Origin of the sequence: Aeromonas sp. S8(2024), assembly GCF_041403085.1 — a bacterium.
Taxonomy (GTDB): Bacteria; Pseudomonadota; Gammaproteobacteria; order Enterobacterales; family Aeromonadaceae; genus Aeromonas; species Aeromonas dhakensis.
Genome location: NZ_JBGLRF010000001.1, coordinates 332,951 through 354,243 on the forward strand (window position 1 = coordinate 332,951; position 21,293 = coordinate 354,243).

Sequence of the window (21,293 nt, forward strand, 5' to 3'; positions counted from 1 at the left end):
TGTTTTCTATTCGAGTTGACCGGTAACCGAGTTTATTTTGTGAATTGGATCACGCAATGCAGCTTGGTTATAGATGATGGCTATCCCGTCATTATGGTCGTCTATGTGTTTTTCAAGGCCTGCTGGTGTAGGCTATAAAATACAGCTTATGGCTGTCATTAGAATAACGAAATAATAAATAAAGTAACGAAGGGAATATATGAAAATCCATCCATTGGCTTTATCCGTGTCATTGTTATGCGGCGGAACGCTCTTGTCCGGTTGTAACGATAATAGTTCATCTGCAAGTAATAATACTATTGAGGCGAAAGCCCCCTGGGATTTTGATCTCTATCTGGTCGGGGAGTTCAGCGGTTGGGATCGTGAAGAGAAGTTCAAACTGGTCTTCAAAGATGGAATATATCGACTGGACAACCTGAAGATGAATTCAGGCATGTCACCGTTCAAGGTCGCGGGCCCCGAATGGACGAAATATCCGGACTTTTCTGCCGATAGCCGCAACGAGACCAGCATCTTCCCCGAACAGCGCTATCCCATGTACTACCAGAATAACGGACAGAACAATCGCCTGGTGGTGACCGAAAAAGGGCTGCTCGATATTCAGGTAAAGGTGACCAATGTCGATCTGGCGGCCCCTATCGTCGAATTTACCATGGTGCGTGATGACCCCAATTACGCTGAAAACCTCTATCTGAAGGGCATAGACGGCAATCTCGAACCGCTCTTGCAGATGATCTACCAGGGCGACAAACGCTATGTGGTGGTGGCCAGGCTGGCTCCCGGGGAGCACAAGATTAAGATGGCCTCTGCCCAGGACGGGATCGGCTTTGGTGCCAGCGGCACCCTGTCATTGAATGATCCCGCCAGGATGCAGCGCTGTGACAGCAGTTGCCAGCTGGCATCCCTGTCGGTGTCACAGGCGGGATATTACAAGTTTGTCCTTGATGCCAGTGGGGATGAAAAGGCCCCTGAGTTGCTGATCAGTGCCGCGACGGACGAGGATCTGCGCTTGATCAATCCTCATGAGGGGCATGAGCTTATCGAGAAGCGGGAATACCAGACCCATGTACCCGGGGTCAAGGAGGTTGCCACCTTCTCGGTCAAGCAGGCCGGGGCCGACTATCGCAGCTATGCCCAGTCGACGACCCAGGAGCTGCGGGATCCGGGGGATAGCTTCACCACCTATCAGGAGCAGGCCGATCTGCCCCGGCTGCGTTCGGGCAACATGGTGTTTGACGCCTTGTTTACGCTGGCGACACACGAGATGCGGCAAAACAGCGTGTCCCAGGTCAAGGATGGCAGTTACGGCGGCGGTCAGGCGATCCCCTGCGACTGCTTCGAAACGGGGGCCAAGTGGCATTATGTCTGGACGCGGGATCTCTCTTACGCCACCGATCTGGGGCTGGGGGTGCTGGATCCGCAGCGGGCGCGTAACTCCCTGCAGTTCAAGCTCTCCGATTTCAGAACCGAGCTGAAGCAGGGTCTCGACGGCCTGATCCCGCAGGGGCGCCAGATCATTCAGGATACGGGCACGGGGGGCAGCTGGCCCATCAGCACCGATCGCATGGGGTGGGCGCTGGCGGCCGAGCAGGTGTTGGCGGCATTGCCCGCCGAGGAACGCAGCGCCTTCCTGCCCGAGGCGTTTGAGGGGCTGCGCAATACCATTGAGAGCGATCGCCTGGCGGCCTTCGATAATGGCGATGGCCTCTATGGCGGGGAACAATCCTTCCTCGACTGGCGTGACCAGACCTATGCCAAGTGGATCAAGACCGATATTGCCCACATCGGCATGAGCAAATCCCTCTCCACCAATGTCCTCCACTACCAGGGTCTGATGCTGGCAGCACACCTGGCCGCCGAGCTGGGCCAGGATGAACTGGTGACTCGCTACAGCCAATGGGCTGCCGCGCTCAAGCAGGCCATCAATCGGGCCTTCTGGCTGGTAGATGAGAAGATGTATGCCAGCCTGATCAATACCGCCACGGATCCGAGCCCGGCCTACAAGTTCGATCTGCTGGGGGAGTCCCTTGCCATTCTGGCGGGCATTGCCGATGAGGCGCAGGCCAGGGAGATCGTCAGCCGCTATCCCATTGGGCCTTATGGTGCCCCTGTCTATTTCCCGCAGCAGCCCGATATGCCGGTCTACCATAACCGTGCCATCTGGCCCTTTGTCTCCGCTTACGGGCTGAAGGCGGCGGCCAGGGTGCAGAACGTGGCCGTGGCCGATCGCCATGTCGACTCCATGATGCGCGGGGCCGCGCTCAACCTCTCCAACATGGAGAATCTGGAATGGCTCTCGGGCCAACCCTCTCTGATGGATCTGGCTCAACCCGACTTGACGGGGCCTGTCATCAACTCCCAGCGCCAGCTCTGGTCCGTTGGTGGCTATCTCGGCATGGTGACCAACACCCTGTTTGGCTACAACGTGGAAGAGCAGGGGATCCGTGTCTTGCCCTTTGTCACCAGTCACCTGCACAGGCTGATGGGCGCCAGACCCGAGGCCGTGCTCAAGGGGCTGAATTACCGTGGCAAGCAGATCGAGATCAAGCTGCTGCTTCCGGATGTCGGGGAGGAGGGCAGTTACTACCCGGTGCGCGGCATCATGCTCAACGGTGCCCCCGTGGGGGAGTTGATCAGCGAGGATATGCTGGCTGCCAACAACCAGATCGAGGTCCAGTTGGGGGCCGGCATCGCCGATGAACAGGGGATCCGCCTGATCGAGGACGTGGCACCGCTGGACGTGGAAAACCGCAAGGTATTCGCACCGACCGAGCCCACCCTGCTGGGAGTGACCGAGCAAGCTGGCAAGCTGGTCGTCACATGGCAGGACAGCGTCAATAAAGGGGCGCTCAGTTACAACCTGTATCGCGATGGCAAGCTGGTCGCCAAGGGACTCGAGACGGCGGGGGAGTGGGTCGACGACCTGCGGCTGCAACCTGGCATGGCCTATTGCTACAGCGCGGAGGCCATCTATCCCGAGTCCGGTAACCGCTCCCATCATGCCAAGCCGGTGTGCTACCAGCCAGAGACCCGGCGCATCGCGGTCGATGCTGTCACGGTGTCGCATACCGGCACCCTCACGGCGGCCGATGCGGCCATCTCCATGCCCTATCTGAAAGATTGGGGCCGCCCGGAGGATACCGTCCTGGTGCGCAATGTCACACTGGATGGTCAGCGTGCCATTCGCCTGCAGTACAGCAATGCCCAGCACGCCATCAATCTGGGGGTGACCAACGGGGTGAAGCGGATATCCGTGCTCAGCAAGGGCCAGGTGGTCGCAGGCGGCACTGTGCAGATGCCCCATGTGATGAAGGAGGGAGAGATCAAACCGCTGCGAGACTCGACCCCTGTCATCGTTAACGTGCCGGCAGGGCAGTACGACATCCTGGTGAGCGACTTCTATAACATGAGCTATCTGAAGGCGAACGATACCTACAACGATGCCGGCGGGCGGGGCGGGCCGGTCAACCTGATCGATCTGGCCAGCATCACTGTCTCGGCTCGTTAAGCCAACTCAGCGGACAAGCTGGGCTTGTGGCCCGGACTTGTCCCGCTGAAGAGTGCAAAAAGCCCTGCCACTCTGGCAGGGCTTTTCTGTATTGGTGGTGGCTCAGCCCAAGCCTGGAAAGTGCCCTGACTGTTGCGAGGAGAAGGCGCCACTGCTGCGGCCGCAGCGGAAATGACAAGGCCCCGTCAACATCCGTTGGCGGGGCCTTGCTATTGGGGGATCCAATACCGGCTCTGGCTTAGAGCGCCGGCAGCAGTCCCATGCTGACGCTCACCTGCACCCCGACGATCAGCACGCCCATTGCGCCGGCAAGGCCGAGGGCCAGCACGCCACCCGGGGCGCGGTAGTGGTGCGTCTCGGCCTGCTTGCGGCTCTGCCACACCAGGGCCACCGGCAGCAGTACCGCCAGTATCGCCAGCGCAATGGCGGCGTAGCCGAGCGCCATGATGAAGCCCTGCGGGAAGTAGAGGGCAAACAGCAGGGGCGGCACGAAGGTGATGAGGCCGGTCTGGGTGCGGCCCTGCCAGTTGTCCTTGCGACGGGTCACCTTGGCCATGAAGTCGAACAGTCCCAGCGTCACCCCGAGGAAGGAGGTGGCCAGCGCCAGATCGGCAAACAGGTGCATAGCCTGGTTGAAGGCGGGCCAGCTTACCAGCTTGCCGACGTTGGCCAGCAGGCTGTCCAGCGCGCCACCGCTCTGCAGCAGGGCCTGTTGACCCAGCAGACCCAGGATGGCGACCTGCCACAGCACGTAGAGAATGAGCGGCAGAGCGGATCCCCACACGAAGACCCGGCGCAGCTGCTTGGGGCAGTCCCCCAGGTAGAGCATCACGCTTGGGATGGAGCCGTGAAAGCCGAACGAGGTGAAGATGACTGGCAGACCCGCCAGCAGCAGCCCCTGGCCCAGCGGCAGGGAGAGCAGGTGCTGCCCTTCGGTGCGCGGCAACAGCAGCGCCAGCACCACCACCATGATCACCAGCTTGACGGTGAACATCAGCCGGTTGAGGTAATCCACCTGCTTGGTGCCGACACAGACCATGCCGCCAAACAGCAGGGTAAAGGCCCAGGCCGCCTGCTCCTGACTGAGGGGGAGGCCGGCATCGGCCAGCGCCTGGGCCAGCAGGCTGCTGCCGCCGCTGATGTAGGCGGAGGCCAGCGAGTAGAACAGCATCAGGATGCAGAAGGAGGCGATGCGCTTGCCCCAGGGGCCGAGCAGGTGATCCGCCAGCTGGTGCAGGTACCACTTGCCGGTGTTGAGGCTGGCTTCCACCTGCAGCATGGCGGTAAAGGCCATCAGGGCCCAGAGGCCGATCATCAGCAGCAGGGTGGCGGGGCCGCCGAGCGACGAAGAGGCCAGCGGCAGGGCCAGCATGCCGGCGCCTATGGTGGTGCCGGCAATCAACAGGGTACATCCCAGGGTTTTGGTGTTCATGGTGTCCATCCGAATCGAGAAACTGCGCGGTGCACAGCAGGCATATGAGGTGTTGGCAAGGCGCCTCCGGGGTCGAGACCGGAGGCTAGCAATATCGGAGTGAACCCATCGTTACGAAAAACCTGTGGTTGTAAAAGTTGGTTGCCAAGTTAACGGATCAAAATGGTGGAAACAAGCCTGAAAAAGCGGATTTTGTACTGGGTTGGCAGAATATGTGGAAATAAATGATGACAGATATGGTTTTGGGGTGGTGAAAAAACGCGCCGCTGCGAGGGAGGCCGCAGCGGCGCGCCATGGAGAGGGGGTCAGCGGCGGCGTTTGAGGGTACGGCTCACATAGTGGAGGCCGCACTGGTATTCGCCGCCAATCGCCTTGAGGGCCAGCTCCAGCGCCTGGCTGGCGAGGGCATCGTGCTGCTGGGGCAGGGAGTTGATGCCGAAGGGGAGGAAATCGAGCAGGCGATCATCGCCGAAGGTGGCCATGGCGAGCCGGCTCATGTCGGTCTCCTGCTCAAGCAGATAGTCGAGCACCCCCTCCATCAGGATGTAGGAGGTGGCGACCAGTGCCTGGGGCAGCTGGCCGAGCTGCTGATGCAGCGTCTTGATCAGGCGATAGCCTTCGGCGCGGGAGAAATGGGCCCCTTCACACAGATGGCAAGCAGTGCTGTGGCTGGCGACGGCCTGTTCGAAGCCCGCTTTGCGTTCACGGCTGATCGTGAGCGCCGGTAGTGCGGTGATCAAAGCGATGTGCGTGATTGCCGGCGAGAGCAGGGAGGCGGTGAGATCAAAGCTCGCCTTCTGGTTTTCACTGGCGACGGTGACGAACTTGTCGGCCGCCATGGCCCGGTCGATGGCGAGCACCTGGATGCCGCGCGTCTGCAGGCCGAGGTAGAAGGGATCTTCGGGCGGCAGGCAACTGGCCACCAGCAGCGCATCCACGTGGCGGCTGGCCAGCATCTCGGCCAGCTCCTTCTCGGTGGCGGGGTCATCTTCCGAGCAGACGATCAGCAGCTGATAACCCTGTACCCGCGCCCCTTGCTCCAGCCGTTTGGCGAGCTTGGCGTAACTGGCATTCTCAAGGTCGGGCAGGATAAAGCCCAGGGTTCTGGTCTGGCCACCACGCAGGGAAGCGGCGCGGCTGTCCGGCTGGTAGTTGTGGGCGGTGACCACCGCCATCACCTTGTCGCGGGTGGCCTGACTGATGCGGTATTGATCGGCCTTGCCATTGATCACATAGCTGGCCGTGGTGCGCGAGACACCGGCGAGGGCGGCGATTTCATCCAGTTTCATCATATTGGCTCTGTTTGAGTTGCAAGGCCCACGGGCACTGCCTGGTGAGGGCACCGAAAAGTGTGCGCGGGATCATATCATTGAAAAGCACTCTTTGTGGGTACTTGAACAATTCGCTGAAACGATTCAGTCTGAGTGTAAGTGAAACGATTCAGCTTGTCAGCAGACAATCGATGGCCGGGCATAAAAACCCGGCATGGCTCCCGAAGGGATGCAATCCGGTCTATTGTCAGCAGGCGAGTGGCACGAATGGTTATGTTTGATGCGCCGGTACGGTCAGGCCGCCCGGCACCTGATGGAGAATCTCTATGTTGAAGTTGGCGCGACAGCAGATCCTGCTGGGGCAGTCGGTGGCGACCAAGGCCGAAGCCATTGCCCTGTTGGCAGGCAAACTGACCGAAGCCGGTCTGGTGGAAGCGGGATATGTAGATGGCATGCTGGCCCGTGAAGCGCAGCACGCCACCTATCTTGGCAGCGGCATCGCCATTCCCCACGGCACCACCGACACCCGGCATCTGGTGAAGAACACCGGCGTCATGGTGGCCCAGTTCCCCAATGGCATCGAATGGGATGAGGGGCAGATCGCCTACGTCGCCATCGGCATCGCCGCCAAATCTGACGAACATCTGGGCATTTTGCGCCAGCTCACCCACGTGCTGGGTGACGAGCAGGCGGCGGCGCAATTGAAAGAGGCCACCGATGCCGACACCATCATCAATATCCTGACCGGTGCCACGGCGCCCAAAGAGGTGCAGTTCCTGGCTTTGGCCGACTTCCCGGCAGACGATCGCGACCAGCTGCTGCTGGGCGCCGCCGCCCGCGCCAAATCCGCCGGCTGGGGCGATGCCGCCATGGTAAGCGCCCTGCTGGCAAGCGACCCCGCCTACCTGGGCGAGGGGATCTGGCTTGCTCGTGCGCAAGCTGCCCAGACCGGTTGGGTGCTGGCCACGCCTAGCACTGCACTGAACGCCGGGGAGCAACCGGTCAGCGCCCTGCTGCTGCTGTGCGCCGCAGATAGCGGCCATCTGGCGCAGCTCGACAACTTGGCCAAGCTGGCCGCTGCCGGTCAGCTGGCCACCTTGGCAGGTAGTGAGGGGCTGGCCATGCTGCAGGCGGGCCCGGCGAGCGGTCTTAGTGAAACCTTCACCATCATCAACCCCCACGGGTTGCATGCCCGTCCCGGCGCCATGCTGGTCAAGGTGGCCAAGGAGTATGAATCCGACATTCGGGTGGCGAACCTGGATGGCAGCGGCGAGGCGGTCTCCGCCAAGAGCCTGATGAAGGTGATCGGCCTTGGCGTCAAGTGTGGCCATCGTCTGGCGTTTCGCGCCGAAGGGGCTGACGCCGAAGCGGCCCTCAAGGGCATAGGCGCCGCCATTGCGGCCGGGCTGGGCGAGGGGGCGCACTGATGGACATAGTGACCATCACCCTCAACCCGGCGCTCGATCTCACCGCCCGTCTGGAGACGATGAGCCTGGGCGAGGTGAACCTGGTGAGCGAGGCCAATCTGCGTGCGGCGGGCAAGGGGATCAACGTGGCCATGGTGCTCAAGGACTTGGGCCGCGACGTAGGCGTCACCGGCTGGCTTGGCGCCGATAACCAGCAGAGCTTCGTCTCCCTGTTTACGGAGCGTGCTCTGGCCGATCACTTCGTGCGCGTGGCGGGCAGCACCCGCATCAACGTCAAGATCTCCGAGCAATCCGGCCGGGTCACCGATCTCAATCTGCCGGGGCTCACCATCCATGAGGGTGAAGTGGGCGCGTTGGAGCAGGCCATCGACCAATTGACCCCTCACGCCGACTGGTTTGTGCTGGCAGGCAGCCTGCCCAAAGGGGTGGCCCCCGATTACTGCGCCCGCCTCATTCGCCTGCTCAAGGCCAAGGGCAAGCAGGTGATCTTCGATTGCAGCGGCGCGGCGTTAAGCGAAGGGATCAAGGCGGCGCCGACCCTGGTCAAACCCAATCTGGAGGAGCTCGGCCAGTGGGCCGGCCGCCCCATCAAGACCCTGAGCGAGCAGGCCGAGTGTGCCCGCACGCTGCAGGCAAGCGGGATCCCCAACGTGGTGATCTCCAATGGCGCGGATGGCCTCATCTGGTTTGCACCGGATGCCGTCTGGCAGGCCATTCCGCCGCGCATGCAGGTGGTCAGCACGGTTGGTGCCGGCGACTCTCTGGTGGCCGGTCTCGCCCATGGTCTCAGCCTTGGCTGGACGCCGGAGCAGACCCTGCGCCTCGCCACCGCCGTCTCGGCGCTGGCGGTCAGCCAGGTGGCGGTCGGCTTTGACGATATCAGTGTGCTCGACCCCTTGCTTGAACAGGTGCGCGTACAGCGTCTGGATGCGCTGGCACCGGTTCAATGCCATACCCCCTCAATGGAAAACTCAGGAGATGCCCAATGAAAGCAATCTTGGTTACGGCTTGCCCGGCGGGCATTGCCACCAGCTTTCTCGCTGCAAAACGAATAGAACAGCAGGCCAAACTGGCAGGCTGGGAGCTCACCCTCGACGTCGGCTCCAGCGTGCAGCCCCGTCAGGTACCGGGCAAGGAGCAGATTGCTGCGGCCGAGCTGGTGCTGGTTGTCGCCAGCGCCCCGGTGGATCTCGCCGCCTATGACGGCAAGCGGGTCTATCAGGGCAGCATGGATCTCGCCCTGCAGGATCCGGCCGTACTGCTGGAGGCCGCCGCCAGCGGCGCCAGCGTCTATCGCCATCAAGCCGCGCCCGCCGTTGCCAATGCTGCCGCCAAACCGGCCGCCGCTGGCAAGCGCATCGTGGCGGTGACCGCCTGTCCGACCGGGGTGGCTCACACCTTTATGTCGGCAGAAGCGCTGGAGACCATGGCCAAACAGCTGGGTCATCAGATCCGCGTCGAGACCCAAGGCTCGGTCGGTGCCCAGAATGCCCTGACTGCCGAGGAGATTGCATCCGCCGATCTGGTGTTCCTCGCCACCGATATCGAGGTAGACATGGCCCGTTTCGATGGCAAGCCAGTCTATCGCACCAGTACAGGTGCTGCGCTCAAGAAGACCCGTGCCGAGCTCGACAAGGCGTGGACCGAGGCGAAAACCTATCGCCACAGTGGCGCCAGCCAACCCAAGAAAGAGGAGAAAGCGGGCCCCTACAAGCACCTGTTGACCGGGGTCTCCTTCATGCTGCCCATGGTGGTGGCGGGCGGCCTGATTATCGCGCTCTCGTTCGTGTTCGGGATTGAGGCGTTCAAGGTGGAAGGCACTCTGGCCGCCGCCCTGATGAAGATCGGTGGTGGCTCCGCCTTCGCCCTGATGATCCCGGTGCTGGCCGGTTACATTGCTTACTCCATCGCTGACCGTCCGGGTCTCGCTCCCGGCATGATCGGCGGCATGCTGGCAAGCTCGCTGGGCGCCGGTTTCCTTGGCGGCATCGTGGCCGGTTTCCTCGCCGGTTACAGCGCCAAGTACCTGAGCGACAAGGTGCGCCTGCCGGTGACCCTGGAAGCGCTCAAGCCGATCCTGATCATTCCGCTCTTTGCCAGCCTCTTTACCGGTCTGGTGATGATCTACGTGGTGGGCGGCCCGGTGGCCGGCATCATGAATGCCATGACCGAGTTCCTCAACAACATGGGCTCTGCCAACGCCGTGCTGCTGGGTGTCATCATCGGTGCCATGATGTGCTTCGACATGGGTGGCCCGGTCAACAAGGCAGCCTACGCCTTCGGGGTCGGCCTGCTGGCCTCCAAGACCTACGCTCCCATGGCAGCCGTGATGGCCGCCGGCATGGTGCCGGCACTGGGGATGGGGATCGCCACCTTCCTGGCCCGCACCAAGTTCATCAAAGCGGAGCAGGAAGCGGGCAAGGCCTCCTTCGTGCTGGGTCTGTGCTTCATCTCCGAGGGGGCCATCCCGTTTGCCGCCAAGGATCCGATGCGCGTCATCCCTGCCTGCATGGCGGGCGGCGCCCTGACCGGTGCGCTCTCCATGCTGTTCGGCTGCGAGCTGATGGCACCCCACGGCGGTTTGTTCGTGCTGTTCATCCCGAACGCCATCAGCAACGTCATGATGTATATCGTGGCGATTGCGGCAGGGTCGCTGCTGACCGGGGTGGCTTACGCCATGCTCAAACGCGGTGAAGAGCAGGCCAAGCTGGCCACGGCATAAGCCTTGCGATCCGGCAACATCTCATAGTGTCAAAAAGAAAAGCGGCCTGCGGGCCGCTTTTTTATGTTTGTCGTGAAAGGAGGAGGGGAGAAACTAGAAATCCCAACCCGGTTGCTCTTGCGGCTCGTTCTGGGCCCCCTCCAGCGCTTTGCGGCGGGCGGCTTCCACCCGCGCCTTGCGGCCTCGGCACAGGCGCATTACCTCCTGCTGCTGGGCCGGGGTCATGGTGAGCCAGTTGAAGCGCTCCTCGCGGCTGCGCAGGCACCCCTTGCAGTAGCCCTTGTTGTTCACTTCACAGACCCCGATGCAGGGGCTCTGCAGCGGGAAGATCTCGAGCTGTTCCATCCATGGCCCCTCACACCTTGTTACCTTGTTATAACCCAGAAGATCCCCTTTGGAGAAATCCGTCGTCGCAGGTTTGAAGGCGTTTGCTTTCCCCCTGCAAATTTGGCATCTTCCCCGCCGAACATGACGCTTGGTGTTATATGAGGACATATGAATAAACACGCGTACTGGCTGACCGCCGCTGTGCTGGGGTTGGCCGGTTGTGCGGGCAACTCTGAGCAAGCCCAGGTGCCCAAAAACAAACCCGATGCCAGATGTTTTCTCAACTGCGAGGTGCCGGAAAATCTGGGCAAGCAGTATCTGGACGGCATGCTGCCCGACGATCTGGTGCGGGTTGAGCGCGTCAACAGCCGCGTGCGCGCCGACTACAGCAAGTTCGGCCCTCAGAGCAGGCTGGTGCTGGAGCGCTCCGGCAAGATGACCCACCGCTATGGCGAACTCTATCACCAGCTCTCCCGCTGGGTGGCGAACGGCGGCAATCCCGCCGACATTACCCGTTATGGCATCAGTCTGGCCCAGCTGGGGGGCTCGGATCGGATGGGGAACGTGCTGTTCACCGGTTACTACTCGCCGGTGCTGGAGGTACGCCACCGCCCGGATGCGAAATACAAGTACCCCATCTACGCCATGCCCAACTGCGGCAGCCGTTGTCCGACCCGGGCCCAGATCCATCAGGGGGCACTGGCCAACCGCGGGCTGGAGCTGGGCTATAGCAAATCCCTCATCGACAACTTCCTGATGGACGTGCAGGGCTCGGGCTTCGTTCACTATGGCGATGACGACAGGCTGCAATATCTGGGTTACAGCGGCAAGAACGGTCACGGTTACGTCAGCATCGGACGGGTGTTGATCGACCGCGGCGAGGTACCCAGGGAGCAGATGTCCATGAAAGCCATCAAGGAGTGGGCGAACCGTCAGCCGGAGGAGAGCGTCAAGGAGCTGGTGGAGCAGAACCCCTCCTATGTTTTCTTCGAGCGTCGCCCCACCAACGACGTGATCGGGGCCGCCGGCATCCCGCTGCTGCCGATGGCGGCGGTGGCCGCCGACAAGACCCTGCTGCCGATGGGCACGCCGATCCTGGCGGAGGTGCCGCTGCTGGACAAAGAGGGCAACTGGACCGGCAAGCATCAGCTGCGGCTGTTGATCGCGCTGGATGTGGGCGGGGCGGTGAAGAAGGGCCACCTCGACCTCTACCACGGCATGGGCGAGAAGGCCGGTGTCGCGGCCGGTCACTACAAGCACTTTGGCCGGGTCTGGAAGCTGGGTCTGCACCATGGGCCGACCGCCGCGCCCTGGCTGTAATGCCTTGTGGGGGCGGGTGGTGCATCAGCCAGCAGCCCATGAGGTATAAAGATGGATGTAAAAAAGCCGCCGGAGCAATCCGGCGGCTTTTTGTTTGGCGAGACGAGCTTGGACATATCAAGGGAGGGCGGTCTTAGCCCTTCTTGATGTCGAGCCGGATGGCCCCCACCGGCTTGCAGCAGCAGGGCAGGCACTCTCCCTGGGAGACAAAGGCGAGCGGCACGGCGGCATAGTGCACCTTGCCTGCCAGCAGCGGGGTGCGGCAGGCGCCGCAATAGCCGCTGCGGCACTGGAACTCCACGTGATGACCGTGACGCTCCAGGGTCTCCAGCACGCTCTCGCCGGGGTGGGCGTGCAGCACGCCATCCCGGGTGTGTACCTGCGGTGCGCCCGTCTCGCTCTTGGCGGGGGCTGCGTGCAGGGGCTTGGTCAGCGTGCCGGTGGCGTCACTCACAGCTCGAAATCACCCAGGTCTTCGGCGTTCACTTCGCTGTCTATCTGACCCACCAGGTAGGAACTCACTTCCACTTCCTGCGGGGCGACCTGCACGTTGTCGGAGGAGAGCCAGGTGTTGATCCAGGGGATCGGGTTTTGCTTGGCGCCGGCAAAGGCCGGTTGCAGGCCAACGGCGGCCATCCGCAGGTTGGTGATGTACTCCACGTACTGGCAGAGGATGTCCTTGTTCAGGCCGATCATGGAGCCGTCCTGGAACAGGTACTCGGCCCACTCCTTCTCCTGGATGGCGGCTTCCTTGAACAGATCGAAGCAGGCCTGCTCGCACTCGCGGGCGATCTCGGCCATCTCGGGGTCGTCCTGGCCGCTGCGCATCAGGTTCAGCATGTGCTGGGTACCGGTCAGGTGCAGTGCTTCGTCGCGGGCGATCATCTTGATGATCTTGGCGTTGCCCTCCATCAGCTCGCGCTCGGCGAAGGCGAAGGAGCAGGCGAAGCTGACATAGAAGCGGATCGCTTCCAGTGCGTTGACGCTCATCAGGCACAGGTAGAGCTTCTTCTTGAGCTCGCGCAAGGTAATGGATACCTCGCGGCCGGCCACCTGATGGGTGCCTTCACCGTGCAGGTGGTAGAGCGCGGTCGCTTCAATCAGATCGTCGTAGAAGTGGCTGATGGAGCCGGCGCGCTTCAGGATCTGCTCGTTGGTGACGATGTCGTCAAACACCTGGGCGGGGGTGTTGACGATGTTGCGGATGATATGGGTGTAGGAGCGCGAGTGGATGGTCTCCGAGAAGGCCCAGGTCTCGATCCAGGTTTCCAGCTCCGGGATGGAGACCAGCGGCAGCAGCGCCACGTTGGGGCTGCGACCCTGGATGGAGTCCAGCAGGGTCTGGTACTTCAGGTTGGAGATGAAGATGTGCTGCTCGTGGGGCGGCAAGGCCTGGAAGTCGATGCGGTCGTGGGAGACGTCCACCTCTTCCGGGCGCCAGAAGAAGGAGAGCTGCTTCTCGATCAGCCGTTCGAACACTTCGTGTTTTTGCTGGTCATAACGGGCCACGTTGACCGACTGGCCGAAGAACATCGGCTCCTTGAGCTGGTCGTTTTGGGTCTGGCAGAAAGTTGAATAGGCCATGGTTGTCGAATATCGCGAAGTAGGGGAAACAGGAGGGCGGGAGCTTGTCGCTCCCGCCCGGTTCATCAGATCTTGCAGGCGCCGCCGGCACAACCGTCATCTTGCAGATCGGTCTGGGCATCGTCCGCACCATCACGGGTGTTGTGATAGTACAGGGTCTTGAGGCCGTATTTGTAGGCGGTCAGCAAGTCCTTGAGCAGCTGCTTCATCGGTACCTTGTTGCCTTCGAAACGGGCGGGATCATAGTTGGTGTTGGCGGAGATCGCCTGATCCACGAACTTCTGCATGATACCGACCAGCTGCAGGTAACCATCGACGCTCGGTTGCTTCCAGAGCAGTTCGTATTGATCCTTCAGACGGTCATACTCGGGCACCACCTGCTTGAGGATGCCGTCCTTGGAGGCCTTGACAGAGACCAGGCCGCGCGGCGGCTCGATGCCGTTGGTGGCGTTGGAGATCTGGCTGGAGGTCTCGCTCGGCATCAGGGCAGTCAGGGTGGAGTTGCGCAGACCCACGGTACGGATCTCTTCGCGCAGCGCTTCCCAGTCCAGGTGCAGCGGCTCGTTGCACAGGTTGTCCAGATCCTTTTTATAGGTATCGATGGGCAGGATCCCCTGGGCATAGGTGGTTTCGTTGAAGGCCGGGCAGGGGCCGAACTCGCGGGCCAGCTGCACGGATGCCTTCAGCAGGTAGTACTGGATCGCCTCGAAGGTGCGGTGAGTCAGTGCCAGACCAGAACCGTCGGAGTAGCGGGCACCGTTCTTCGCCAGGTAGTAGGCGTAGTTGATGACGCCGATCCCCAGGGTGCGACGGTTCATGCTGCCCTTCTTGGCGGCCTTGAGCGGGTAGTCCTGATAGTCGAGCAGGGCATCCAGGGCGCGCACGGCCAGCTCGGCCATCTCTTCCAGATCTTCCAGCTTCTCTATGGCGCCCAGGTTGAAGGCAGAGAGAGTGCACAGGGCGATCTCGCCATCCTCGTCATCCACGTTGTTGAGCGGCTTGGTAGGCAGTGCAATCTCGAGGCAGAGGTTGGACTGACGCACCGGCGCCACGCTCGGATCGAACGGGCTGTGGGTGTTGCAGTGGTCCACGTTCTGGATGTAGATGCGACCGGTGCCGGCGCGCTCCTGCATCATCAGGGAGAAGAGATCCACCGCCTTGAGGGTCTTCTTGCGAATGCTCGGATCCTGCTCGTATTTGACGTAGAGCTCTTCGAACTTGTCCTGATCTGCGAAGAAGGCATCGTACAGACCCGGCGCATCGGACGGGGAGAACAAGGTGATGTCGCCACCCTTGATCAGGCGCTGGTACATCAGCTTGTTGATCTGCACTCCGTAGTCCATGTGACGGACCCGGTTCTCTTCCACGCCGCGGTTGTTCTTCAGTACCAGCAGGCTCTCCACCTCGGTGTGCCACAGCGGGTAGAACAGGGTGGCCGCCCCGCCGCGCACGCCGCCCTGGGAGCAGCACTTCACCGCAGTCTGGAAGTACTTGTAGAAGGGGATGCAACCGGTGTGGAAGGCTTCGCCGCCACGGATGGGGCTGCCAAGACCACGAATGCGACCGGCGTTGATGCCGATGCCGGCGCGCTGGGAAACGTAACGCACGATGGCGCTGGCGGTGGCATTGATGGAATCCAGGCTGTCATCGCACTCGATCAGCACGCAGGAGCTGAACTGACGGGTCGGGGTGCGCACGCCGCTCATGATCGGAGTCGGCAGCGAGATCTTGAAGGTCGAGACCGCATCATAGAAACGCTTGATGTAGTCCAGACGGGTATCTTTCGGATACTTGGAGAAGAGGCAGGCCGCTACCAGGATGTAGAGGAACTGCGGGCTCTCGTAAATTTCGCCGGTGACGCGGTTCTGGACCAGGTACTTGCCTTCCAGCTGCTTGACCGCGGCGTAGGAGAAGTCCATGTCGCGCCAGTGGTCGAGGTGGGCGTTCAGCTCCTCGAACTCGGCCTGACTGTAGTCTTCCAGCAGGTGCTTGTCGTACTTGCCCATGTCCACCAGCTTGGCGACGTGCTGGTAGAGGTGGGGCGGCTCGAACTGGCCGTAGGCCTTCTTGCGCAGGTGGAAGATGGCCAGGCGGGCGGCCATGTACTGGTAGTCCGGGCTTTGCTCGGAGATCAGGTCAGCAGCGGCCTTGATGACGGTTTCGTGGATATCGGCGGTACGGATGCCGTCATAGAACTGGATGTGGGACTTGAGTTCCACCTGGGAGACCGACACGTTGTCGAGACCCTCGGCGGCCCAGTCGAGCACGCGGTGAATTTTATCCAGATCGATGGGTTCTTTGTGGCCGTTACGCTTCGTCACAAACAAGTTCATTGGCTGATGACCTTTAGTTGATTCCCGAAAAACCATCGCACGGCGTTGGCCTCCGGCCCGGGTAGGGCGATGGAGGTGGGTACCTATTGTGCGATGAATCACAAGATATAGTGTTATTTTGAATTCGAGCTACAAGATAGTGAGGTCTGCCCGGCTTTGCAATCTGTGGATAAGGCAATTGCTGTGGATAAATTGTGGGTGTTGTCGATGGAGTTAGTGGACGCTCACAGCGAACGGGTTTTCATCCGTCCGATCCGGTAAATGCAAGTCTGATGATCGAACATGGAAAATTTAAATAACTTTTTTTGCTTGCGAAAACGGGGTGTTTTTACTAGCAAATTCAGCCTGATTATCCCTTGTGCAGCAAGGGTCAAAAGGTGTCCGATCCCGCTGCCGCACTGCTTGTCAAACCGGCAAAACGGGGGATCAATTGCCGATCCTCCGTTTTGCCGCGCGAGTGACCAGATGGGCGTCATTTTCACCGCTCAGCTCAAGGGATGGTCGCAAAGCTGCGTCTGATATCCATCTCTTGGGTTATCCACCTGCTGCGTTATCCAGGAGAACCCAAGCGTGGAGCTCCCCCTGATCATCCACTTCTATATGTATCCACGGCAGCCTTGCCCGACTGCTCAGGTAGGCAAGGCTTAATCCAGCTCGTAGCGCAGCCAGTGATGCAGGGCCTGCACGGTATCAAAGTGAAGGTCGGCGCCCCACTGGGCGGGATCCTCGTCGTCATTGAGGTAACCCCAACCGGCGACGGCGGTACGCATGCCGGCGTTGCGGCCGGCCTCGATGTCGCGCACATGATCCCCCACATAGAGGCAGTGAGCTGCTTCGACCCCCAGCTGCTCGCAGGCAAAGAACATGGGGGCGGGGTCGGGCTTGCGCACCGGCAGAGTGTCGGCGCTGACGGTGACGCCGCAACTGGCAAGCGCCGGCAGGGCCGCCAGCAGCGGCTCGGTGAGAAAGCCCGGCTTGTTGGTGACGATGCCCCAGGGCAGCTTTTTCTCGTCGAGCCACTCGATGAGATCCACCATGCCTTCATAGGGGCGGGTGCCGACACAGAGGTTGGCCGCGTAGTAGTCGAGCAGGGCGGTGCGAAGGCGGGTGGCGCCCAGCTCCTCCAGCAGCTCGTCACCAAGGCCGGCCCTGAGCAGCCCCAGGGCCCCGTGAGAGGTGGTCTGACGAATGATGTCGTCAGAGAGGGGCGCAAAGCCTTCGCTGACCAGCACATGGTTGACGGCAGCGCCGAGATCCGGCGCGGTGTCGAGCAGGGTACCGTCCAGATCAAACAGCACGCAGCCAAGGGGCGCAGCAGGGTGAGTTGTCATCAGCCTTGCTCCGGGCGCTCGAACGCCACCATGTAGTTGACGTCGACGTTGCGACCAAGCTTGAAGCTGTTGGAGAGCGGCGCGTAGTGGACACCGCTCATGTCCCGTACCAGCAGGCCTGCCGCCTCACCCATGCGACACAGTTCGGCCGGGGTGATGAATTTCTTGTGATCGTGGGTACCCTTGGGGACCATCTTCATCAGGTACTCGGCGCCGAGGATCATCATCAGATAGGCTTTCGGGTTGCGGTTGATGGTGGAGACGAACACCTTGCCGCCCGGGCGTACCAGGGTGGCGATGGCGCGCAGCACGGAGGCGGGGTCCGGCACGTGCTCCAGCATCTCCATGCAGGTGACCACGTCGTACTGACCCGGGGCTTCGTCGGCGTGGGCCTCGGCGGTGATCTGGCGATACTCGAGCTCTACTCCCGCTTCCAGGGCATGCAGGCGGGCGACGCCCAGGGGCTCCTTGCCCATGTCGATGCCGGTGACCTGGGCACCCCGACGGGCCATGCTCTCGGCGAGGATGCCGCCGCCGCAACCGATGTCGAGGATGCGCTTGCCAAACAGGCCGCCGCTCTTGTCGGTGATCCAGTCAAGGCGCACCGGGTTGATTTGATGCAGCGGCTTGAACTCTCCCTCCATGTCCCACCAGCGGGAGGCGATGGCTTCGAATTTGGCGATTTCTGTCAGATCGACATTGGCATCACTGTGCATTTTTTGATGATCCTGTGGCAAGGGCGCGCAGGCAGGGGAGTGCGCGCGCAATCTGTTGTCCTGGCGGGCATTATAACGGACGGACTTTGTCACACCAGCCCGACTTGTTACCGGATTTGTGGCTTAAGATATTTGGCTCAGTGTGTTACCATGTCGCGCTGTTTAAGCCAAAGAACAACTAATTAGGGATTAAGGCTTTCTATGAGCGATCTGGCCAGAGAGATCACGCCGGTCAACATCGAAGAAGAGCTCAAGAGTTCCTATCTTGATTACGCCATGAGCGTGATCGTAGGACGAGCTCTGCCGGATGTGCGTGATGGCTTGAAACCGGTTCACCGCCGCGTTCTGTATGCAATGAACGAGCTGGGGAACGACTGGAACAAGCCCTATAAAAAATCGGCCCGTGTGGTCGGTGACGTAATCGGTAAATATCACCCGCACGGCGACATTGCCGTGTATGACACCATCGTCCGCATGGCGCAGGATTTCTCCATGCGTTACATGCTGGTCGACGGTCAGGGCAACTTCGGTTCGGTCGATGGCGACAGCGCCGCGGCCATGCGTTATACCGAAGTGCGGATGGCCCGCATCTCCCACGAGCTGCTGGCCGATCTGGACAAAGAGACCGTGGACTGGGTGCCGAACTATGACGGCACCGAGATGATCCCGGCTGTCATGCCCACCAAGGTTCCCAACCTGCTGGTCAACGGCTCCTCCGGTATTGCTGTGGGCATGGCGACCAACATTCCGCCTCACAACCTCACCGAGATAGTCAACGGCTGTCTGGCGTTGATCGAGAACGGCGACCTCACCATCGACGAGCTGATGACCTACATCACCGGCCCGGATTTCCCCACCGGTGGCATCATCAACGGTCGTTCCGGCATCGTGCAGGCGTACCGTACCGGTCGTGGCTCCATCTACGTGCGCGCCAAGGCCGAGGTGGAAGTAGACGAGAAGACCAGTCGCGAGACCATCATCGTCCACGAGATCCCCTATCAGGTGAACAAGGCTCGCCTGATCGAGAAGATCGCCGAGCTGGTCAAAGAGAAGAAGATCGAGGGCATCAGTGCCCTGCGCGATGAGTCCGACAAGGACGGCATGCGCATCGTCATCGAGATCAAGCGCGGCGAGTCCGGCGAGATTGTGCTGAACAATCTCTACAAGCACACCCAGATGCAGACCACTTTCGGCATCAACATGGTGGCGCTGGACAACAACCAGCCCAAGGTGATGAACCTCAAAGAGATCCTGGATGCGTTCCTGCTGCACCGCCGTGAAGTGGTGACCCGCCGGACCGTGTTCGAACTGCGCAAGGCGCGGGATCGGGCTCACATCCTGGAAGGCCTGGCGGTGGCGCTGGCCAACATCGATCCGGTGATCGAACTCATTCGCCACAGCGCGACCCCGGCCGATGCGAAAGCGGGCCTGGTTGCCAAAGGCTGGGAGCTCGGCAACGTGGCTGCCATGCTGGAGAAAGCCGGTGACGACGCGGCCCGCCCCGAGTGGCTGGAACCCGAGTTCGGCATCCGCGAGGGTCACTACTACCTGACCGAGCAGCAGGCCCAGGCCATCCTTGACCTGCGTCTGCACAAGCTGACCGGCCTCGAGCACGAGAAGATCCTGGAAGAGTACCAGTCTCTGCTGGATCTCATCGCCGAGCTGCTGTTCATCCTGGCAAGCCCGGTGCGGTTGATGGAAGTGATCCGTGACGAACTGCTGGCCGTGCGCGAACAGTATGGCGACGAGCGTCGTACCGAGATCAGCATGTCCAGCGCCGAGATCAATATCGAAGATCTGATCACCCCGGAAGACGTGGTCGTTACCCTGTCTCACCAGGGTTACGTGAAGTATCAGCCGCTCTCCGACTACGAGGCCCAGCGCCGCGGTGGTCGTGGCAAGTCGGCCACCCGGATCAAGGAAGAGGATTTTGTGGAGCGTCTGTTGGTGGCCAACACCCACGACACCATTCTGTGCTTCTCCACCCGTGGCAAGGTCTACTGGCTCAAGGTGTATCAACTGCCGGAGGCGTCCCGTGGCGCCCGCGGTCGTCCGATCATCAACCTGCTGCCGCTGGATGAGGGTGAGCGCATCACCGCCATCCTGCCGGTCAAGGAATATGACGCCGACAAGTATGTGTTCTTCGCCACCGCCAACGGTACCGTGAAGAAGACCAGCCTGTCCGACTTCAGCCGTCCGCTCTCCTCCGGTATTCGCGCCATCAACCTCAAAGAGGGTGATGAGCTGATCGGGGTGGACATCACCGATGGCAGCAACGAGATCATGCTGTTCTCCGATGCGGGCAAGGTTGTTCGCTTCGCGGAAGGCAGCGGTCGCGCTGATGCCGATGCCACTGACGAAGTCGACACCGACGACGACGCCGGCAACGACGATGATGGCAGCGACAACGGCGAAGGCACCGAAAGCAAGGGCACCTTCAAGGGCGTACGCCCCATGGGTCGTACCGCTGCCGGTGTGCGCGGCATCAAGCTCGGCGCCGGTGACAAGGTGGTCTCCCTCATCGTGCCCCGTGGCGACGGTGCCATCCTCACCGCCACCGAGAACGGTTACGGCAAGCGCACCGCGCTTGACGAATACCCGACCAAGAGCCGTGGTACCCAGGGCGTTATCTCCATCAAGGTGGACGAGCGCAACGGCAAGGTGATCGATGCGATCCAGGTCGAAGATACCGACCAGATCATGCTGATCACCAACGGTGGTACCCTGGTACGTACTCGCGTTGCCGAGGTGAGCGTCATCGGCCGCAACACTGGCGGTGTGCGTCTGATCCGTACCGGTGAAGACGAAACCGTGGTCGGCCTGCAGCGCGTTGCCGAGAGCGACGAAGAGGAAACCGAGGTACTGGCCGTCGAGGGTGAGGTGTCTGAAGGCACCGATACCGCCGCAGACACCGGTGCTGTCGATGCAGGGGAGGCGGGCGACGAGTAATCGTTCCCCCTTTTCCCGATACGAAAGAGCGACCTTCAGGTCGCTCTTTTTTTATGCCCGCCGTTAGCTGCCCCAGCCAGGCTGCCGCCAGAGCGGCAACCGAGATGTCATCGGGGCGTCATGCCTCTGTCATGGGGGCAGGGCATCTTGCCTGCGTCGGCGATCACAACGGCGCCTCTGCCGCACAGGAGCATCTTATGACCAGCTGGGTGATGTGGGAGATCTGGTGGAGCCGGGTATGGGGCGAAGCCGGGAGGGACGAGGCGCAGCACGAACAGGAGCTGGAAGTGGCCCATGAACCGGCGAGGCTGCCGGTCGAGCTGATTGCCCGCGAGCGCGCTGCAGGAGTGCGCCCCCGAGGCTGACTTGGTCA

Annotated in this window: 15 protein-coding genes; 7 read left to right on the forward strand and 8 right to left on the reverse strand. The window is 61.4% G+C overall.

Going from position 1 to position 21,293, the window contains the following annotated elements:
- The first annotated feature begins 406 nt into the window (after window positions 1–406).
- Complete coding sequence (locus tag ACB031_RS01455) at window positions 407–3,508, forward strand: hypothetical protein (protein ID WP_371139111.1); 3,102 nt, start codon at window positions 407–409, stop codon at window positions 3,506–3,508.
- 238 nt (window positions 3,509–3,746) lie between these two features.
- Here the strand turns inward: ACB031_RS01455 and ACB031_RS01460 are convergent, their stop codons facing one another.
- Together ACB031_RS01460 and cra are read right to left on the reverse strand one after the other, a co-directional pair.
- A complete protein-coding gene (locus ACB031_RS01460; RefSeq protein ID WP_371138858.1) occupies window positions 3,747–4,940 on the reverse strand; it encodes an aromatic amino acid transport family protein in 1,194 nt (397 codons plus the stop codon).
- 305 nt (window positions 4,941–5,245) lie between these two features.
- Window positions 5,246–6,232, reverse strand: a complete 987-nt coding sequence (gene cra, locus ACB031_RS01465; protein WP_017764556.1) for a catabolite repressor/activator — start codon at window positions 6,230–6,232, stop codon at window positions 5,246–5,248.
- Window positions 6,233–6,537: 305 nt separating this feature from the next.
- On the opposite strand from cra, the gene fruB reads away from it, so the two are divergent.
- Genes fruB through fruA form a run of 3 tightly spaced genes read left to right on the forward strand, consistent with a single transcriptional unit; the run spans window position 6,538 to window position 10,360 of the window.
- Window positions 6,538–7,638, forward strand: coding sequence for a fused PTS fructose transporter subunit IIA/HPr protein (gene fruB / locus ACB031_RS01470; protein ID WP_252604697.1), 1,101 nt, complete (start codon window positions 6,538–6,540; stop codon window positions 7,636–7,638).
- A complete protein-coding gene (gene pfkB, locus ACB031_RS01475) occupies window positions 7,638–8,627 on the forward strand; it encodes a 1-phosphofructokinase (protein ID WP_258117590.1) in 990 nt (329 codons plus the stop codon). The genes fruB and pfkB overlap by 1 nt, the downstream gene beginning before the upstream one ends.
- Complete coding sequence (fruA, locus tag ACB031_RS01480) at window positions 8,624–10,360, forward strand: PTS fructose transporter subunit IIBC (RefSeq protein WP_371138859.1); 1,737 nt, start codon at window positions 8,624–8,626, stop codon at window positions 10,358–10,360. Before pfkB ends, fruA begins: the two co-directional genes overlap by 4 nt.
- A gap of 93 nt (window positions 10,361–10,453) precedes the next feature.
- Here fruA and ACB031_RS01485 read toward each other — a convergent pair whose 3' ends face one another.
- Window positions 10,454–10,705 (reverse strand): DUF1289 domain-containing protein, encoded by a 252-nt coding sequence (locus ACB031_RS01485; RefSeq protein ID WP_005300622.1) that lies wholly within the window; start codon window positions 10,703–10,705, stop codon window positions 10,454–10,456.
- A gap of 150 nt (window positions 10,706–10,855) precedes the next feature.
- On the opposite strand from ACB031_RS01485, the gene mltA reads away from it, so the two are divergent.
- The gene (gene mltA, locus ACB031_RS01490) at window positions 10,856–12,007 is read left to right on the forward strand and encodes a murein transglycosylase A (protein WP_371138860.1); all 1,152 of its coding nucleotides are present in this window, start codon (window positions 10,856–10,858) and stop codon (window positions 12,005–12,007) included.
- A gap of 133 nt (window positions 12,008–12,140) precedes the next feature.
- On the opposite strand, the gene yfaE is transcribed toward mltA, so the two are convergent.
- The 5 genes from yfaE to ubiG form a co-directional block, all read right to left on the reverse strand.
- Window positions 12,141–12,461 (reverse strand): class I ribonucleotide reductase maintenance protein YfaE, encoded by a 321-nt coding sequence (gene yfaE / locus ACB031_RS01495; RefSeq protein ID WP_371138861.1) that lies wholly within the window; start codon window positions 12,459–12,461, stop codon window positions 12,141–12,143.
- Window positions 12,458–13,591 carry a class Ia ribonucleoside-diphosphate reductase subunit beta gene (gene nrdB, locus ACB031_RS01500; RefSeq protein WP_005300631.1) on the reverse strand — a complete coding sequence of 378 codons (1,134 nt, stop codon included), beginning with the start codon at window positions 13,589–13,591 and terminating at the stop codon, window positions 12,458–12,460. The genes yfaE and nrdB overlap by 4 nt, the downstream gene beginning before the upstream one ends.
- A gap of 65 nt (window positions 13,592–13,656) precedes the next feature.
- On the reverse strand, window positions 13,657–15,924 hold the full coding sequence (nrdA, locus tag ACB031_RS01505; RefSeq protein ID WP_026139081.1) for a class 1a ribonucleoside-diphosphate reductase subunit alpha: 2,268 nt from the start codon (window positions 15,922–15,924) through the stop codon (window positions 13,657–13,659).
- Between the two features lie 644 nt (window positions 15,925–16,568).
- Window positions 16,569–17,255, reverse strand: coding sequence for an HAD family hydrolase (locus tag ACB031_RS01510; RefSeq protein WP_371138862.1), 687 nt, complete (start codon window positions 17,253–17,255; stop codon window positions 16,569–16,571).
- Window positions 17,255–17,971 (reverse strand): bifunctional 2-polyprenyl-6-hydroxyphenol methylase/3-demethylubiquinol 3-O-methyltransferase UbiG, encoded by a 717-nt coding sequence (ubiG, locus tag ACB031_RS01515; protein ID WP_005300640.1) that lies wholly within the window; start codon window positions 17,969–17,971, stop codon window positions 17,255–17,257. The genes ACB031_RS01510 and ubiG overlap by 1 nt, the downstream gene beginning before the upstream one ends.
- A gap of 201 nt (window positions 17,972–18,172) precedes the next feature.
- Between ubiG and gyrA the strand changes: the two genes are divergently transcribed.
- Both gyrA and ACB031_RS01525 read left to right on the forward strand, forming a co-directional pair.
- A complete protein-coding gene (gene gyrA, locus ACB031_RS01520) occupies window positions 18,173–20,920 on the forward strand; it encodes a DNA topoisomerase (ATP-hydrolyzing) subunit A (RefSeq protein ID WP_371138863.1) in 2,748 nt (915 codons plus the stop codon).
- A gap of 197 nt (window positions 20,921–21,117) precedes the next feature.
- A complete protein-coding gene (locus tag ACB031_RS01525; RefSeq protein WP_005300645.1) occupies window positions 21,118–21,285 on the forward strand; it encodes a hypothetical protein in 168 nt (55 codons plus the stop codon).
- Window positions 21,286–21,293: the final 8 nt, after the last annotated feature.

Coding starts and splice junctions, on each gene's coding strand:
- cra (WP_017764556.1), bottom strand. CDS start 6,232: ATGATGAAACTGGATGAAATCGCCGCCCTCGCCGGTGTCTCGCGCACC.
- ACB031_RS01485 (WP_005300622.1), bottom strand. CDS start 10,705: ATGGAACAGCTCGAGATCTTCCCGCTGCAGAGCCCCTGCATCGGGGTC.
- fruA (WP_371138859.1), top strand. CDS start 8,624: ATGAAAGCAATCTTGGTTACGGCTTGCCCGGCGGGCATTGCCACCAGC.
- ubiG (WP_005300640.1), bottom strand. CDS start 17,971: ATGCACAGTGATGCCAATGTCGATCTGACAGAAATCGCCAAATTCGAA.
- nrdA (WP_026139081.1), bottom strand. CDS start 15,924: ATGAACTTGTTTGTGACGAAGCGTAACGGCCACAAAGAACCCATCGAT.
- nrdB (WP_005300631.1), bottom strand. CDS start 13,591: ATGGCCTATTCAACTTTCTGCCAGACCCAAAACGACCAGCTCAAGGAG.
- ACB031_RS01525 (WP_005300645.1), top strand. CDS start 21,118: ATGACCAGCTGGGTGATGTGGGAGATCTGGTGGAGCCGGGTATGGGGC.
- gyrA (WP_371138863.1), top strand. CDS start 18,173: ATGAGCGATCTGGCCAGAGAGATCACGCCGGTCAACATCGAAGAAGAG.
- fruB (WP_252604697.1), top strand. CDS start 6,538: ATGTTGAAGTTGGCGCGACAGCAGATCCTGCTGGGGCAGTCGGTGGCG.
- ACB031_RS01510 (WP_371138862.1), bottom strand. CDS start 17,255: ATGACAACTCACCCTGCTGCGCCCCTTGGCTGCGTGCTGTTTGATCTG.
- pfkB (WP_258117590.1), top strand. CDS start 7,638: ATGGACATAGTGACCATCACCCTCAACCCGGCGCTCGATCTCACCGCC.
- ACB031_RS01460 (WP_371138858.1), bottom strand. CDS start 4,940: ATGAACACCAAAACCCTGGGATGTACCCTGTTGATTGCCGGCACCACC.
- mltA (WP_371138860.1), top strand. CDS start 10,856: ATGAATAAACACGCGTACTGGCTGACCGCCGCTGTGCTGGGGTTGGCC.